The following is a 16,137-nucleotide window of genomic DNA, read 5'->3' on the forward strand; positions in this document are numbered from 1 at the left end:
CCCAGATCCCGCCCGCCGTTGCGTCGCCGAGGGATCCCCTGCTGTGCATCCGAGTGCAGGGACACCGAGCTCGCCCCACCCGCGTCGCCTCCCGCTGGACACGACCACGCAGCCGAACCCATCCACGCTGGCCCACGCATGACGGGTGGGCGTCGTCGTGACGCGCCACCCGAGCGACGAGGTCACCACGTGGAACCCGTGCGGCACGCGCATCCCATCACCGCGGACGGCGGTGCTGTCTCGCATCGTGCCCGACTCAGGCCGCGGTGGCGAGTGCCTCGCTCTCCCGGGCGGCGGCGGGCGCTGCGCGACCTCGCAACGGGCTCCGTCCCACCAAGCGACGCACATGCGTGGCGAGGACGGGATGCACCGCATGTACCGGGCCAGGTCTCTCTGATGAGCTCAGACGGTGGAGCTGATGATCCGGCGACCTGGACCGACCTGGACCGACCTGGCGGAGCCGAGGAGTGCCGGGCCGACGGCGCGGTCGGCACAGCGGCGTACGAGCCGTGCTGCTGCCCCGTCGCGCCCTGCCAGCGCGCGCCCCTGAGGAATGTGCACCTGGTGCACGCCCGACCGCCGTGGGCTCGTCGTAGCCGCACATTTCGAGCCCCCATCGGGCCCGCACCCGGCCCGGACCCAGCACCGGCCCCGCCCCGCCCCAGACTCGGCGCACGAGTCAGCCCCGGCGCACAATCCAGCCCAGACCCGCGAGCGCCTGGACCGCGACGTACGACAGCACGTGTGCAGCTGGTGCCGGTCCCAGCTCGATCTACGTGCCGCAGCCGCACAGTTCGCGCGCCTCCGATGAACCAGCGACCCTAGAGCTACAAAGCAACAAAGCGCTTTGTCGACATACCTACTTCTTGGACGCCCGCTTCTTGGCTCGCTTCGCCGCGCGCGCCCGCTTCTCCTCGGCGTCGAGCTTCGCCGCTGCCTCCGGCGTCGGGGCCGAGCCGCCGAAGCGTGCGGGGATCCACCAGGAGCCGGGCTTCTTCTCGTCGGCGGGATAGAGGTCGACGGCCTTGTCCAGGAGCCCGCAGAGCGCGGCGTGCAGCTCGGCGGTCTCGCCGACGGGGTCGTCGCCGCTGGGGTGCAGGGCTTCGCCGACGTGGATGCCGATGGTCGTGCCGCGGGAGAAGTCGCGCGGGTGGTCCTTCGTCCAGATGCGCTGCGTCCCGAACACGACGACCGGGAGGAGGGGCACGCCGGCGGCGGCCGCGATGCGCACGGCACCGGTCTTGATCTCCTTGATCTCGAACGACCGCGAGATCGTCGCCTCGGGGAAGATGCCGACCGCCTCGCCGCGGCGCAGGTAGTCGATGGCGATCTCCGCGGAGCCGGCTCCGTCGCCGCGGTCGACCTCGATGTGGTGGAACGACCGCATGACGGGTCCACCGATCGGGTTGTCGAAGATCTCCTTCTTCGCCATGAACCGCACGTACCGCCCCGACGGGTTCGCGGCGAGCCCCCCGTAGACGTAGTCGACGTAGCCCACGTGGTTGACCGCGAGCATCACGCCGCCCTTGCGCGGGACGCGCTCGGTGCCGGTCATCTGGAAGTTCTGCCCCAACGCGCGGAACGCGGTCTTCGCGGTGGCGATGACGACGGGGTAGGTCAGGTCGATCACGGCGGACTCCCGGGGGCTTGGACGGACGACGCCACACCCTAGCGCGCGGAAATGCGGACGGGGCCGGTCCCCACGGAGGGGAACCGGCCCCGTCGGGGGCAGTGCGGATCAGGCGATGAAGTCGCCCAGCTCGCGGAGCAGCGCGGCCTTCGGCTTGGCGCCGACGATGGTCTTCACGACCTCGCCGCCCTGGTAGACGTTGAGCGTCGGGATGCCCGTGACGCGGTAGGTCGAGGGGGTCACCGGGTTCTCGTCCACGTTCATCTTCACGAACGTGATCTTGTCGCCGTGCTCCTTGGCGATCTCGTCGAGGATCGGCGAGACCTGGCGGCACGGTCCGCACCACTCGGCCCAGAAGTCGACCAGGACGGGCTTCTCGGACTTCAGGACCTGCGCCTCGAACTGTGCGTCGGTCACGGCGGCGATGTCAGCCACGGTGGTACCTCTCTTCGGTGGATGGGACGTCTGGGGGTGGAACGCCGGGCGGGGTCGGAAACTTCCCCGCCCGGTGGGGCTCACAGACCGGCGGTCTGCACGACCTCGGAGACTGCCGCCTCGGCGGCGACGGCGTCCTGCGCCTGCTGCGCGGTGGCGGCCGTGTGGTCGAGGTCGGCGATGTAGCGCTCGGCGTCGAGCGCGGCCGCACAGCCGGTGCCGGCGGCCGTGATCGCCTGGCGGTAGTGGTGGTCCACCAGGTCGCCGGCGGCGAACACGCCGGGCACGTTGGTCGCGGTCGACGGGTGCTGCACGAGCACGTAGCCCTCGTCGTCCAGGTCGACCTGACCGCCGAGGAGCTCGGAGCGCGGGTCGTGGCCGATCGCCACGAAGAGGCCCGTGACCGCCAGCGGGCGGGTCTCGCCGGTGACCGTGTCGCGCAGCGTCACGCTCTCCAGCTTGTCGCTGCCGTTGATCTCGGCGACCTCGGAGTTCCAGACGATCTCGAGCTTGGGGTCGGCGATGGCACGCTCCGCCATGATCGCGGAGGCGCGGAGCTCGTCACGACGGTGGATCAGGTAGACCTTCGACGCGAAGCGCGTGAGGAACGTGGCCTCCTCGACGGCGGAGTCACCGCCACCGACGACCGCGATCTCCTGGTTGCGGAAGAAGAACCCGTCGCACGTCGCGCACCACGACACGCCCTTGCCGGAGAACAGGTCCTCCTTGTCGAGGCCCAGCTTGCGGTAGCCGGAGCCCATCGCGAGCACGACCGAGCGGGCCGTGTACGTCGCGGTCTCCGTGCGCACGACCTTGATGTCGCCGGTCAGGTCGACCTCGACGACGTCGTCCGGGATCAGCTCGGCGCCGAAGCGCTCGGCCTGCGCGCGCATCTCGTCCATGAGGGCCGGGCCCATGATGCCGTCGCGGAAACCGGGGAAGTTCTCCACCTCGGTCGTGTTCATGAGCGCACCGCCCGCGGTCACCGAGCCCTCGAAGACGAGCGGGCTGAGGTTGGCCCGCGCGGCGTACACCGCCGCGGTGTATCCCGAGGGACCGGAGCCGATCACGATGACGTTGCGCGGCTCGGACGCGGTGCTGGCGGTCGAGGTGGACTGGTCGGTCATGGAAATGCGACTCCTGGGATGGATGCGGTTGCGGGGGCGTGCCCTCCACGGTGCTCAACCGATGGTAGGGCAGGGAGATTCCCGGGCCACGTCCCAGCGCGGCCCGGTGTCGCGAGGGTCAGTCGGCGCCGTACTGCGCCTCCAGCAACGGCTCCCCCTCGCAGTCGAGCACCCGCACGTCCGCGCTCCCCGCGGAGGGGGTGACCTCGACGACGACGGTCGCGCCGTCGAGCTCGGTGAGGACGCCGACGGTGCCGTCCGCCGGCTCGGCCCCGCACCCGGTCGACGTCGCGGGCCGGGGATCGGCCGCGACGGCGGCGAGCACCGCGGCGAGGTCGGCGTCGAACGAGGAGCTGCTCAGCCCGCGGCCGTCGGCGTCGAGCAGGAGGCCCTCGTACGTCGCGAGGTCGGCCGCCGCGTCGACGACGCGGTCGTCGGGGGTCTGGTTCGGTTGCACCGGGGCGCTGGACGGTGGCTGCTCCTCGGCGTTGCCGTCCGGCGGAGGCGCCTGGCCCACATTTGGGCCGCTCTCGGACTGCCCTCCGGAGTCGGACGAGGTCGCGTCGCCGGACCCGCCGAGCCGGGGGACGAGGACGCCGCCGACGCCGACCACGACGACGGCGGCCGCGGCGGCCAGGAGCACGCCACCGCGGCGCCGGCGCCGGCGAGCCGCGAGGTCGATCGGGGCGTCGGCGCCGGGCCGTGGGGGCAGCCCGTGCTCGGTGGCGGGTGCCGACGGGTGCGCGGCGAGGCGTTCCGCCCGCAGGCCGGCGAGCGTCGCGTCGAGCCGGGCCGCCACGGCGGGCGGCGCCGGCTCGTCGTGGCGTGCCTCGGCGAGGAGGCGACGCACGGCAGCCGCGGTCGCCGGGTCGAGGACAGGGTCGGGACCGCTCTCGTCAGGCGTCTCGGGGGGCATGTCACCTCCTCGTCGGTTCGTGGGGTCGGGCTGCAGGGTCAGGGCGCCACGGTCGGTGGACCGCGCGGGTCGCCCGGAGATGGGACGTCGCCCGGCGCCCGCCGGTTCCCGGCCGGCGGGGCGATCGGCGGGTCGGCCGTCGCGACGAGGTCGGCGAGCAGCTCGGCGAGGCGGGCGCGGCCCCGCGCGCAGCGGGACTTCACCGTGCCGACCGCGCAGTCGAGGATCGCGGCGGCCTCCGCCACCGCGTAGCCCTCCATGTCGACCAGCACCAGCGCGGCCCGCTGGTCGGCGCCGAGCCGGCTCAGCGCGTCCAGCACCCGCGCGCGCCGGTCGGCCACGAGCGCGAGGTCCGCCGGGTCGTCGGGCGCGCGGGGCACGATCGCCGGGGCGGCGTCGGACCGCACGACCGCTCCGCGGCGGGCGGAGTCGTCGAGGTCGTCGGGCAGCGGATCGGCTGCGCGCACCTTCGCGGCGCGGATCCGGTCGAGGCAGGCGTTGACGACGACCCGGTGCAGCCAGGTCGTGACGGCGCTGTCGCCGCGGAAGGAGCCGGCGCGCCGGTACGCCGCGACCATCCCGTCCTGCAGGCCGTCGGCCGCGTCCTCCGGGTTGCCCGTCGTGCGCAGCGCCACGGCCCACAACCGGTCGCGGTGCCGCGAGAACAGCACGCCGAAGGCATCCGGGTCACCCGCCACGTGGGCGGCCAGCAGGGCGCGGTCGTCCGCGTCGTGCCCCACCGGCTCCCCCGGGACCGGTGCGCTCACCCGAGGACCTGCACCTCGGCGATCTCGCCCCGGAAGCCGCCGGAGACGCTGGGCAGCGAGGTGAGCCAGACCGTCACGTACTGCCCGGTCGTGCCCTCGGCGAGGTCGACGGTGCCCTCCTCGCCGGTGATCTCGGCGCTGCCGGCGGCCTGGAGATCCGCGACGGAGGCGACGGGGTCGGCCGTCACGAAGATCTCGACCGACGTCGGCGAGCCGCCCAGGTCGAGCCGGACCTGGCGGAGGTTCTGCGCGGTGCCGAGGTCGAGCTGCAGGCCCACGCCGCTCTTGAGGCCGCTCGGCCCCAGCTGCTGGCGGTAGGTCAGCGTGGTCCACGAGGTCGAGGGGTCGCCGTCGAGCGCGTTCGGCACGGCGTCGTCGTTCTCCTCGCCGTTGCCGTCGGGCGGCGGGTCGAACGGCGTGGCCGTGACCCCCTCGATCGGGGTGGGCGCCGACGAGGGCAGGGGCGAGGAGGGCGAGTCGGAGGACGCCGCCCCGCCCGAGCCGGTGTCGTCGTCGGAGGACCCGAGGATCTGGTAGGCCAGCGCGACGACGATCAGCAGGGCCACGAGGGCGCCGAGGAACCCGGCGAGCTGGAGCCAGGTGCGCCCCGGCTTCTCGTCGCGGCGGGCACCGGGCTCGCGCACCGGGTGCGGGATGACGGCACCGGTCGTGTGGCCCGTCGCCCAGGGCCAGTACTCACCGTCGCCACCGGCGGCGGACGCCGACGCGGTCGGCGACGTCGCGGCCGCCTCCGTGGCAGCACGACGTCGACGCGCCTCGATCTCCTCGGGCGTCTCCGGTGCGAACAGCGGACGCTCGGGCGGCGGCTCGAAGTCGGGCGGGGGCGGCGGCGGCTCGGCGCGCTTCGCCAGCCAGGAGACCTCGTCGGCCTCCTCGTCGAAGATCGGCACACCGGCCTGCGTCGGCACGTCGCCCGTCGACGCCGCCCGCGCCCGGGCAGGAGCGGGCGCCGCGTCCGGGTCCTCCCCGGACGGGGCGGACGGGGCGGACGGCGCGGGCGCACCGGCGGTCGCGTCCGGGGCGGCCGCGGCCGGCTGGGCGGGGAGGACCGGCCGCACCGCGGTGCCGCCGTCGAGCGGGTCCTCCGCCGGCGGCGTGGTGGTCGCGCCCTCGACCGCCATCGCGGCGACGGGCGCCACCGCGGGGGCCGCGGCCGGACGCGCGTCGTGCGGCAGCACGGGCGGGAGGGGGTCGAGCAGCTCGGGCGGCAGGGTCGGCAGCCCGCTCGTCGCGGTCGAGCCACGCTCGGCCTCCGCGGCGGCCATGCTGGCCGGGTCCCCGACGTACTCCCGCAGGTAGTCCGCGATCCCGCGCGCCGTCGTGAGGTCGTACGGCGCGCGCGGCGGCGCGTCGGCGTTGAGGACGTCGTCGCAGAGCTCGTCGAGCACCCGGGGGATGCCCGCGCGCACCTGCCGGGGCCGCAGCACGGACCCGTTCTCGAGCGGCGCGGCCGGCATCTCCGAGGGGGAGCGTCCGGGCCAGCGTCCGGTCAGGCCCGCGTAGAGCAGGCTGACCAGCTCGTGCACGTCGCCGCGCTCGTCGGCCGTCGGGAGGCCCTTGAGGGCCGCGTCGACCTGCGCGCCGACGATCCGGACCGTGCCGGAGAGGTCGACGATGATGTTCTCGGGCACGAGACGGCCGTGGCAGACCCCCGCCGCGTGGGCCGTCGCCATCGCGCCGGCGACCTCGCCGACGAGCCAGGCCGCCCGCCGCGGCGCGAGCGGCGCGTGCTGGAGCATGAGCTGGAGGCTCGTGCCCGTGCCCCACTCCGTCACCACGTAGGTCACGCCGTTCTTGACCTCGGCGTCGAGGACGCGGAGGAAGCGGCGGTCGGTGAGGCGGGCGCAGCCACGGGCGGCGTCGAGCAGGACCTCGGCCCGCGGGGTGCCCGACGGCATCACGTGGACGGAGACGTGGCGGCCGAGCACGCGGTCGTGGGCCCGCCAGAAGCGACCGTCACCGGTCTCGCTGAGCAGGTCGATCAGCAGGTAACGGTTGGCCAGCACGTCACCCGGCCGGATCGTCGTCGGCATGCCACCCCCTCCGGTGCTGGGCCTGTGCTCGGCCCGGGTCGGGCCACGCGTCCGCTCGTGGGCACATCGTAGGCCGCCGCCGGGAATCGTGGGTCAGCGGCGTCGGGCGGGTCGCACGCGGCTCACGACGGCGTCCACGACCTCGTTCACCTCGGTGATCCGCAGGAGGCGGGCGAGGAGCACGACGAGGCCGCCGAGCACGGCCGCGAGCAGCGGGAGGGTGACGATCGCCTCCAGCTTGGCCGACCCGAGGGCGAGGTGCTCCTCGAGCAGGAGGCGCAGTCCCCACGCGATCCCCGACGCGATCCCGACGGCGACGAGGAGGCGCACGCCGAAGGCGAGCGTGCGCGCCGTGCCGAGGCCTCCGACGGTGCGGGAGAGCACGGAGTACGACACGAGCGCACCCGCGCCGTACGCCACGCCGTAGGCGACGACCAGCGCGGGCGCGGTGTTCTCGGCGGTGGCCGCGTGGACGAGCAGGAGCGCGACGCTGACGTTGACCACGGCGATGACGCACTGGATCCAGAAGACCCGCCGGGTCTGCTCGAGGGCGTAGAACCCGCGCAGCATCATGTAGTGCACCGTGAACAGCACGATCGCCGGCGCGAACAGGACGAGCGTGGGGATGAAGGACTCGTAGTCGTCCCGGGCCGCGCCGTACGCCCAGATCACGTTCGCGAGGCTGGGCGCGGCGACCACCACGATCGCCGCGGCGGGGACGATGAACGACAGCGTCGTGCGCAGCGTCGCCGACAGCGTGCTGGCCAGCGAGCCGAGCTCGCTGTCGGCGGCCGCGGCGGAGAGCCGGGGCAGGATCGCGGTCGTCAGCGACACGGTCACCACCGAGTGCGGGACCATCATGATGAGCAGCGCGTTGGAGTAGACCGTGTAGCCCGTGCCGTCGTCGCCGGCGACCGTGCCGCTCGACGCGAGCCGCACGACGACCGTGTAGGCGGCCTGGTTGACGACGACGAAGGCGATCGTCCACGACGCCAGCTTGAACGTGTGGCCGAGGCCGGTGCCGACGAAGTCGAAGCGGGGACGGATGCTGACGCCCGCCTTGCGCAGGTAGGGCACGAGGATCGCGAACTGGGCGACGATGCCGAGCGTGGAGCCGAGGCCGAGCAGCAGCTCCTGGTGGGGCGAGAAGGCCGAGGAGAGCGCGTCCGGCGCCACCGGACCGAAGACGAGGAGGTAGACCGCCAGCACCGCGACCGAGATGACGTTGTTGGCGATGGGCGCCCACATCATCGGGCCGAACCGGCCCCGCGAGTTCAGGATCTGCCCGACCAGCACGAACATGCCGTAGAAGAAGACCTGCGGCAGGCAGTAGCGCGCGAACGCCACCGCCGAGTCCCGCTGCGCCGCGAGCTCGGGCCCGTTGAACCTGTCGTCGAGGTAGATCGACATCACCCACGGGGCGGCGACCACCAGGAGGACCGTCACCGTGCCGAGGAAGAGGACGGCGAGGGTGACGATGCGGTTGACGTACGCCGCGCCCCCGTCCTCGTCGTTCTTGAGGGCCCGCACGAGCTGGGGCACGAGCACGGCGTTGAAGATGCCGCCCGCCAGCAGGATGTAGACCATGTTCGGGATCGTGTTGGCGATCGCGAAGATGTCGGCGTGCAGCTTCGTGCCGAGGGCGGCGACGAGCAGGATGCCCCGGACGTAGCCGCTGAGCCGCGACACGATCGTGCCTGCCGCCATGATCGCGCTGGAGCCGAGCACGGCCGAGCTCGTGCCGGCGTGGCTCTCCTCCGTCCGCTCCGGCGCGTCCGTCTCGGCGTCCCCCCGCGTCGAGCCGGCAGCCGCCGCCACCGCGTCCGCGTGCTTCGGGTGCCGTGCCGTGCCGTCGGGCGCGAGCACCGGGAACGTGGTCGTGCCGTCGGGGGCCGTGTCGAACGTCGTGCCCTGGCCGCCGGTCGGGATCGTGTCGTAGAGCGGGTTGAGCACCGGCTGCGGCAGCGGGTCGGGCGTCGCGTCCGCCGGGCCGGGGGCGCGGTGGCGGGCGCCGGAGCCCAGGGGGTCGTGGTGGGTCACGCGCGCTCCCCGCTGCCGCTCGGTGCGTCGCCGGTCGGGCGTGCCGCGTCGTCCGCGTCGTCCGGCCGGGACACGGCGGCGACCGAGGCCGGCGTCGAGATGCGGCGGCGGGGCCGGCCGCGGTACCACCACAGGGTCGCCCCCACGAACAGCACGGCGGCACCGATGATGATCGCCCAGATGATGTCGCTGACGGCCGCCGAGCGCACGGGCACGACGACGGTGCCGCCCAGCGCCGTACCGGTCTCGTCGACCACCCGCACGTCGACGTCGTAGACGCCGAGGCGGTGCATCGTCACCGTCATCCGCACGCTGGCGCTGCCGCTGGCGGGGACCTCCACCGGACCGGACGGCGCGACGGTGACCCGTCGGCTCTCGTCGCCGCGGAGCTCGACGACGACGGGCTGGTCGAGGCCGTTGACGACGCGGACGTTGAAGTCGCCGTCGTCGCCCGACAGCGTGATGGTGGGGGGCGCCTCGACCGTGACGCTGGCGAGGAGCCCCTGCACCTGCTCGATCTGGTCCCGCACCCCGGACCGCACGCGTGCCAGGTCGCCGCGGTGCTCGTAGGACAGCACCGCCGCCGCGGCCCGCTCGGTCTGGCTCCGCACCGCGTCGGTCTCGGGGAGGATCGAGTCGAGCCGGGAGCCGCGCGTCACCAGCGACCGCGACAGCACGAAGAGGTCGTCGGGCAGGGCCTCGGCGGCGTCGACGTCCGTGGCGAGGGCGGCGAGGTCGGTCGTCACGGGCTCGGCGTCGGCCGCGGTCCCGAGCTCCGTCAGCGGCACCGAGCGCAACCAGCCCGTGGTGAGGCCGCGGGTCGGGGAGCCCGCGTCGCCGGGGTTCCACAGGGCCGGGAGGAGCACGGCGCGTTCCTGCGTCGCCCCCGGCCGGTCGTCGAGCGCCCCCACCACCATCGTGGCGGCGAGCTGCTGGCGCAGCAGCACGCCGGAGGTCCGGTCCCCGGGGGCGGGCCCGCCAGCGGCGACGTCGTCGTCGACCACGACCACCCGGCGCCCGTCGGCGTCGGCGAGGGGCGCGGCCGCCGTCAGGTCCTCGGGCGCGTCCGCGCCGAGCTCGTCGTCGCCCACGAGCACGACGACGTCGTCCTCGATCTCGTCGACGAGCCCCGCGGGCAGGCCCTCGCCCCGCGGCGCGACCGCCGGGGTGCCCTCGAGGCCGTAGCGGTCGAGGGCGTCGTCCGCGAGCAGCCGGGCGCGCCCGTAGGCCACCGGGTCGTGGAGGGCGGCGGCGCCGAGGTCGACGTCGCCGTAGGGCAGCACGAGGAGGTCGCCGGCCGTCGCGGCGGCCAGCACGTCCTCCAGCCACGCGGCCGCGGCCGCGGCCAGGGGACCGTCGGCCACCTGCAGGTCGCCCGTGTCGCCCCCCACCGAGCCGGGGTCGGTGGCGTCGTCGCTCGGTTCCTCCGTGGCGTCGGTGCCGGTCGAGCCCGGGTCGGCGGGCTCCTCCTCGGGGTCCGCCGTCGGCGCCAGGGAGCGCGCCGGGTTGCCCTCCGCGAGACGCCGCGCGACGTCGAGGAGCGCGGGGTCGAGCAGGATCGAGGTCGGGCCCGCGCCGGCGTCGGGGTCGACCAGGTCGGCGATCCGTCGCAGGCGGCCACCGTCGCCGAGCTGGACCGCCCAGGCCTCGGGGTCGGCGATGCTGCCGTCCGCGGCGTACCGGATCGGGGCGCGGAGCGGCACCACGACGCTGGCACGGCCGGCGGTGTCGGCGGTCCGGCCCCGGTCGAGGAGGGGCAGGAAGGTGCGGGCCCGCCCCACGGCGTTGCCGCTGCGGGTGCCGTCGCCGTCGGCGCCGAGGGCGTGCACGCCCAGCCAGTAGACGCCGGGGGCGCCGCTGATGCGGAGCTGCTCGATCGGGAGGTCGAGGCGGTAGGGACGCGTCTCGCCGGGCGGGAGCCGCGTGACGGACTCGTCGAAGAGACCGTCCACCAGGAGCCGCTCGCCGATGAAGGACAGCGGGTCGGAGTCGGCCGCGGCCTCCAGCTCGGACTCCGAGGTCAGCGGCGCGCTGGAGGTGACCGGGAAGATCTGCAGGTCCGTCCACGTCTCGTCGGAGGCGTTGGTGACGGTGCCCGTGACGGTGATGACGGTGCCGGGCGCGAGGACGCCCACGTCGGGGGTGACGCCGTCGATGGTCACCGTGAGCGGGGTGCCGGTCTCCTCGTCGTCGAGGGCGGGAGCGCTCGCGGGGGCGGCGCTCGCAGGGGTCGGGCCCAGCACCAGCAGGGGTCCGACGAGCACGGCGAGCACGAGCAGCAGCGCGGCGAGCCTCGGGGGCGTCGCCGCGCGGAGCGGCGACGCGTCCCGATCGAGCATGGACCGATGCTAGGGCAGCGGCGCTCCGGGCCGGGATTCCGTCGCGCCCGCGCGGCGGCTCCCGACCACGCCGATGGCATAGGGTGACCGGTCGTGTCGCCCGATGGTCTCGAGTCCTCCCCGGCCGTCCCCGCGACGCCGCCGGACGCCCCCACGCCGCCCCTCTCGATGGTCGAGGTGCAGCAGCGCGTGAGCAGCGAGCTGGCCCGGATCGGGGTCGTCGTCGACGAGCTCGGCGAACGCTTCGAGGCCGCCGGCCACTCCCTCCACCTCGTCGGCGGCCCCGTGCGCGACGCGATGCTCGGACGGCTCCAGGACGACCTCGACTTCACGACGTCGGCCCACCCCGACGCCGTCGAGCGCCTGCTCAAGGGCTGGGCGGACGCCGTGTGGGACATCGGGCGAGCGTTCGGCACCATCGGGTGCCGCAAGGGCGACTGGACGATCGAGATCACCACGTTCCGCTCCGAGGCCTACAGCGCCGACTCGCGCAAGCCCGAGGTCGCCTACGGCACCGACCTCGCCGGCGACCTCGGTCGGCGCGACTTCACCGTCAACGCGATGGCCGTCTCCGTGCCCGGCCGGGTCTTCGAGGACCCCTTCGGCGGCATCGGCGACCTCGCCCACCGCGTGCTGCGCACGCCCGGCCGGCCCGAGGACTCGTTCTCCGACGACCCCCTGCGGATGATGCGGGCCGCCCGCTTCGCGGCCCAGCTCGGCTTCGACGTGGCCCCCGAGGTCGTGGCCGCGATGACGGCGATGGCCGAGCGCATCGACGTCATCTCCGCCGAGCGGGTGCGCGACGAGCTCGTGAAGCTCGTCTGCGCGCCGTACCCGCGCCGCGGCCTGGCGCTCCTCGTCGACACGGGCCTGGCCGCCCGCGTGCTCCCCGAGCTGCCCGCGCTGCAGCTCGAGCGCGACGAGCACCACCGCCACAAGGACGTCTACGAGCACTCGCTGACGGTGCTCGAGCAGGCGATGGACCTCGAGGAGCGGCTCGCCGGTCCCGACGGCCCGGGCACGCCCGACTTCATCGTGCGGTTCGCGGCGCTCGTGCACGACATCGGCAAGCCGCGCACACGACGCTTCCTCGAGGACGGGTCGGTGACGTTCCACCACCACGACGTGGTCGGCGCGAAGATGGTGCGCAAGCGCATGAAGGCGCTGCGTTTCTCCGGCGAGCAGATCGAGGCGGTCAGCAAGCTGGTGGAGCTCCACCTGCGCTTCCACGGGTACGGCGACGGTGGCTGGACCGACAGCGCCGTCCGCCGCTACGTGCGGGACGCGGGCGACGAGCTCCAGCGCCTCCACATCCTCACGCGTGCCGACTGCACGACGCGGAACCGCCGGAAGGCCGAGCGCCTGCGGCGCACCTACGACGACCTCGAGCGGCGGATCGCCGAGCTGGCCGAGCAGGAGGAGCTCGACTCGATGCGTCCCGACCTCGACGGCAACCAGATCATGGAGGTCCTCGGGATCGGCCCCGGTCGCGAGGTGGGCGAGGCCTACACGTTCCTCCTCGAGCAGCGGATGGACCACGGACCGCAGGACGCGGCCACCGCCGAGGCCGCGCTGCGGGCGTGGTGGGCGGAGCGCCAGGGCTGAGCCCTTGCCTTGTTGACGCGCGTTCATTAGCGTCGGGTCGTCCTCCCCCCGACCGCGACGGAGCCCGACGTGACCGCAGCACCCACCTCGACCGAGCTCGAGGCCACCATCGACATCGACGCGTCCCCCGCCCAGGTGTGGGCGCTCGTCTCCGACCTGCCCCGGCAGGCGGAGTTCAGCGACCAGGTCGTGCGCACGTTCGTGCCCGGCGGGGTGCGGCTCGGCGCGACCATGGTCAACGTCAACCGGCAGGGCTGGAAGTTCTGGCCGACCACGGCGAAGGTCGTGCGCTTCGACCCGCAGCGCGAGATCGCGTTCCGCGTGCGGGAGAACCGCACGGTGTGGTCCTACCGCCTCGTCCCCTCCGACGGGGGCACGACGCTGGTGCACCGCCGCGAGACCCCCGACGGCATCTCGGGCCTGTCGCTCAACCTCACCAAGTACGTGCTGGGCGGCGTCCCCGGCTTCACGCGCGAGCTGCAGGAGGGCATGCAGCAGACGCTCGCGCGGATCAAGCGGACCGCGGAGGCCTGATCGTCGTCCTGCTGGGGTAGGAATCTCCTCCATGAGAAGCGAACTGTTCGCGCGTGAGAACCTGCCCCAGCAGAGCGGTGACCGCTACCTGCTCCAGAACCCCCAGACGCTGCGCGTGGGCCTCGGCCCCGACGTGCTCGCAGCGAAGGGGTCGATGATCGCCTACCGCGGCAACGTCACCTTCGACCACGAGGGCGCCGGCAGCATCGGCAAGCTCGCCAAGAAGGTCTTCACGAGCGAGAACCTCGCGCTCATGCGCGTGCGCGGCCAGGGCGAGGTCTACTTCGCGGAGTCGGCGGGGTACGTCAACCTGCTGCACCTCGAGAACGAGGGCATCTCGATCAACTCCCGCAACCTGCTGGCCTTCGACGCCGACCTGCAGTGGGACATCAACCGCACCAAGGGCGCGGGCATGATGGGCGCGGGCCTGTTCAACACCACCATCGGCGGCACCGGCACGGTCGCCATCGTCGCCGTCGGCCTCGTCACCGTGCTCGACGCCTCGCAGGGGCCGGTGTACGTCGACTCCGACGCCGCCGTCTGCTGGTCGGCCAACCTGGCCCCGGGCGTCCACAACTCGATGAACGCCAAGTCGCTGCTGCGCGGCGGCACCGGCGAGGCGCTGCAGTACGTCTTCAACGGCCCCGGGTTCGTCGTCGTCCAGGCCTACGAGTGGGCGCCGGTGCCGACCTCGTGACCCGCTCCTGATCCGGTACGACGAACGCCCCGTGACCTCGGTGAGGTCACGGGGCGTTCGTGTCGGTCGTTCAGGGGACCCGGAAGGTCACTCCTCGCCGCGGATGAACGCCTCCACGCGACGACGACCCTCGTCGTCCGGCAGCTGCACCGGCGGGGACTTCATCAGGTAGGACGACGCGGAGATGATCGGGCCGCCGATGCCGCGGTCCTTGGCGATCTTCGCGGCGCGGATGGCGTCGATGATGATGCCGGCCGAGTTCGGGGAGTCCCACACCTCGAGCTTGTACTCCAGGTTGATGGGGGCGTCGCCGAAGGCGCGACCCTCGAGGCGCACGTAGGCCCACTTGCGGTCGTCGAGCCACGCCACGTAGTCCGAGGGACCGATGTGGACGTTCTTGTCGTGGACCTTGCCGGCCAGGGAGCCGGTGAGGTTCGACGTGACGGCCTGCGTCTTCGAGACCTTCTTGGACTCCAGGCGCTCGCGCTCGAGCATGTTCTTGAAGTCCATGTTGCCGCCGACGTTGAGCTGGTAGGTGCGGTCCAGCGTGACGCCGCGGTCCTCGAACAGCTTCGCCATCACGCGGTGCGTGATGGTGGCGCCGACCTGGCTCTTGATGTCGTCGCCGACGATCGGGACGCCCGCGGCGCGGAACTTCTCGGCCCACTCCGGGTCGGAGGCGATGAAGACGGGGAGCGCGTTGACGAACGCGACGCCGGCGTCGATGGCCGCCTGCGCGTAGAACTTGTCGGCCTCCTCGGAGCCCACCGGGAGGTAGGACACCATGACGTCGGCCTTCGTGTCCTTGAGCACCTGGACGACGTCGACCGGCTCGGCGTCGGACACCTCGATGGTCTCGCCGTAGTACTTGCCGATGCCGTCGAGCGTCGGGCCGCGCTGCACCGTGATGCCGGTCGGCGGCACGTCGCAGATCTTGATCGTGTTGTTCTCGCTGGCCTGCGTCGCCTCGGCCAGGTCGAAGCCGACCTTCTTGGCGTCGACGTCGAAGGCGGCGACGAACTCGACGTCCGAGACGTGGTAGTCACCGAAGACGACGTGCATGAGCCCCGGGACGGTGCCTGCGGGATCGGCGTCCTTGTAGTACTCGACGCCCTGGATCAGGGAGGTGGCGCAGTTGCCGACTCCCACGATCGCTACTCGAACCGAACCCATGGGGCTCTCCTCACTTGCTCTTCCTGGTTGGACAGGTCTGGATGTGTCGCTGCTGGCGGTGCGTGCTGCGGTGCCCGGCTCAGGTGCCCGCGGCCGAGGCGGCGGCGGGCGGGGGGTCGGGGGGATGACCGTCGCCGGGCGCTCGGTCGACTCGGTCGACTCGGTCGAGAGGACGACCGCGCTCGGCGTCGATGAGGTCCGAGAGCCACCGGACCTCACGCTCGACGGACTCGACGCCGTGGCGCTGCAGCTCCGCGGCGTACTGGTCGACCTCCTGCTGGGTGCGCCGGAGGTCGGACTGCACGCGGTCGAGCCGCTCCTGCAGTCGCGTGCGCCGCCCCTCGAGGACCCGCAGGCGGATCTCCATGTCGGTGCGGCTGAAGAAGGCGAAGCGGATGTCGAAGGTGTCGTCCTCCCAGGCGGCAGGACCGACCTCCGACATGAGGCGCTTGAACTCGAGCTTGCCTTCCTCGGTCACCTCGTAGACGATGCGCGGCCGCCGCGTCACGGGGGTGGTGGAGACCGTGGTCTCCGTGATGAGCCCGGTGCGCAGCATCCGCTTCAGCGCCGGGTAGAGCGAGCCGTAGGACAGCAGCCGCCCCCACCCGAGCATCAGGTTCAGCCGCTTGCGCAGCTCGTAGCCGTGCATGGGTGCCTCGTGCAGCAGTCCGAGGACTGCTAGCTCGATGGTCTCTCCACGACGTGCCACGCGACCTATCGTAGCGATATATCCGCGATGGTGAACCCTCGGTGAGCGCGCGTCGTCCGTCACGTGTCCGGGACGCCCCCACAGCGGGGGTGCGTACTCTGTCCGGGTTTG

Annotated in this window: 13 protein-coding genes; 3 read left to right on the top strand and 10 right to left on the bottom strand. The window is 73.2% G+C overall.

Annotated elements, in window-relative coordinates; genetic code table 11:
* Positions 1-859: 859 nt before the first annotated feature.
* The 8 genes from G3T38_RS07390 to G3T38_RS07425 form a co-directional block, all read right to left on the bottom strand.
* On the bottom strand, positions 860-1,630 hold the full coding sequence (locus tag G3T38_RS07390) for a 1-acyl-sn-glycerol-3-phosphate acyltransferase (protein WP_163771498.1): 771 nt from the start codon (positions 1,628-1,630) through the stop codon (positions 860-862).
* A gap of 108 nt (positions 1,631-1,738) precedes the next feature.
* Positions 1,739-2,065: a thioredoxin gene (gene trxA / locus G3T38_RS07395; protein ID WP_163771501.1), complete on the bottom strand. Its 327-nt coding sequence runs from the start codon at positions 2,063-2,065 to the stop codon at positions 1,739-1,741.
* An 80-nt stretch (positions 2,066-2,145) separates the two neighbouring features.
* A complete protein-coding gene (gene trxB / locus G3T38_RS07400) occupies positions 2,146-3,192 on the bottom strand; it encodes a thioredoxin-disulfide reductase (RefSeq protein WP_163771503.1) in 1,047 nt (348 codons plus the stop codon).
* A gap of 118 nt (positions 3,193-3,310) precedes the next feature.
* The gene (locus tag G3T38_RS07405) at positions 3,311-4,108 is read right to left on the bottom strand and encodes a hypothetical protein (protein WP_163771504.1); all 798 of its coding nucleotides are present in this window, start codon (positions 4,106-4,108) and stop codon (positions 3,311-3,313) included.
* Positions 4,109-4,146: 38 nt separating this feature from the next.
* The gene (gene sigM / locus G3T38_RS07410) at positions 4,147-4,875 is read right to left on the bottom strand and encodes an RNA polymerase sigma factor SigM (RefSeq protein WP_338037515.1); all 729 of its coding nucleotides are present in this window, start codon (positions 4,873-4,875) and stop codon (positions 4,147-4,149) included.
* Entirely contained in the window at positions 4,872-6,929 is a 2,058-nt protein-coding gene (locus G3T38_RS07415) for a protein kinase family protein (protein WP_163771506.1), read from the bottom strand. The genes sigM and G3T38_RS07415 overlap by 4 nt, the downstream gene beginning before the upstream one ends.
* Positions 6,930-7,022: 93 nt before the next feature.
* The gene (gene murJ, locus G3T38_RS07420; RefSeq protein WP_338037516.1) at positions 7,023-8,969 is read right to left on the bottom strand and encodes a murein biosynthesis integral membrane protein MurJ; all 1,947 of its coding nucleotides are present in this window, start codon (positions 8,967-8,969) and stop codon (positions 7,023-7,025) included.
* Positions 8,966-11,308 (bottom strand): DUF6049 family protein, encoded by a 2,343-nt coding sequence (locus G3T38_RS07425; RefSeq protein ID WP_163771507.1) that lies wholly within the window; start codon positions 11,306-11,308, stop codon positions 8,966-8,968. The genes murJ and G3T38_RS07425 overlap by 4 nt, the downstream gene beginning before the upstream one ends.
* Before the next feature lie 168 nt (positions 11,309-11,476).
* Between G3T38_RS07425 and G3T38_RS07430 the strand changes: the two genes are divergently transcribed.
* The 3 genes from G3T38_RS07430 (at position 11,477) to G3T38_RS07440 (ending at position 14,144) form a co-directional block, all read left to right on the top strand.
* On the top strand, positions 11,477-12,913 hold the full coding sequence (locus tag G3T38_RS07430) for a CCA tRNA nucleotidyltransferase (RefSeq protein ID WP_163771773.1): 1,437 nt from the start codon (positions 11,477-11,479) through the stop codon (positions 12,911-12,913).
* Positions 12,914-12,982: 69 nt separating this feature from the next.
* Positions 12,983-13,447: an SRPBCC family protein gene (locus G3T38_RS07435; RefSeq protein ID WP_163771509.1), complete on the top strand. Its 465-nt coding sequence runs from the start codon at positions 12,983-12,985 to the stop codon at positions 13,445-13,447.
* 31 nt (positions 13,448-13,478) lie between these two features.
* Positions 13,479-14,144, top strand: coding sequence for an AIM24 family protein (locus G3T38_RS07440; RefSeq protein ID WP_163771511.1), 666 nt, complete (start codon positions 13,479-13,481; stop codon positions 14,142-14,144).
* A gap of 87 nt (positions 14,145-14,231) precedes the next feature.
* On the opposite strand, the gene G3T38_RS07445 is transcribed toward G3T38_RS07440, so the two are convergent.
* Positions 14,232-15,317 carry an inositol-3-phosphate synthase gene (locus G3T38_RS07445; protein ID WP_163771512.1) on the bottom strand — a complete coding sequence of 362 codons (1,086 nt, stop codon included), beginning with the start codon at positions 15,315-15,317 and terminating at the stop codon, positions 14,232-14,234.
* A 79-nt stretch (positions 15,318-15,396) separates the two neighbouring features.
* Positions 15,397-16,026, bottom strand: a complete 630-nt coding sequence (locus G3T38_RS07450) for a helix-turn-helix transcriptional regulator (protein ID WP_163771513.1) — start codon at positions 16,024-16,026, stop codon at positions 15,397-15,399.
* Between the last annotated feature and the right edge of the window lie 111 nt (positions 16,027-16,137).

Source organism: Nocardioides zeae (genome assembly GCF_010686755.1).
Classification (GTDB): Bacteria; Actinomycetota; Actinomycetes; order Propionibacteriales; family Nocardioidaceae; genus Nocardioides; species Nocardioides zeae.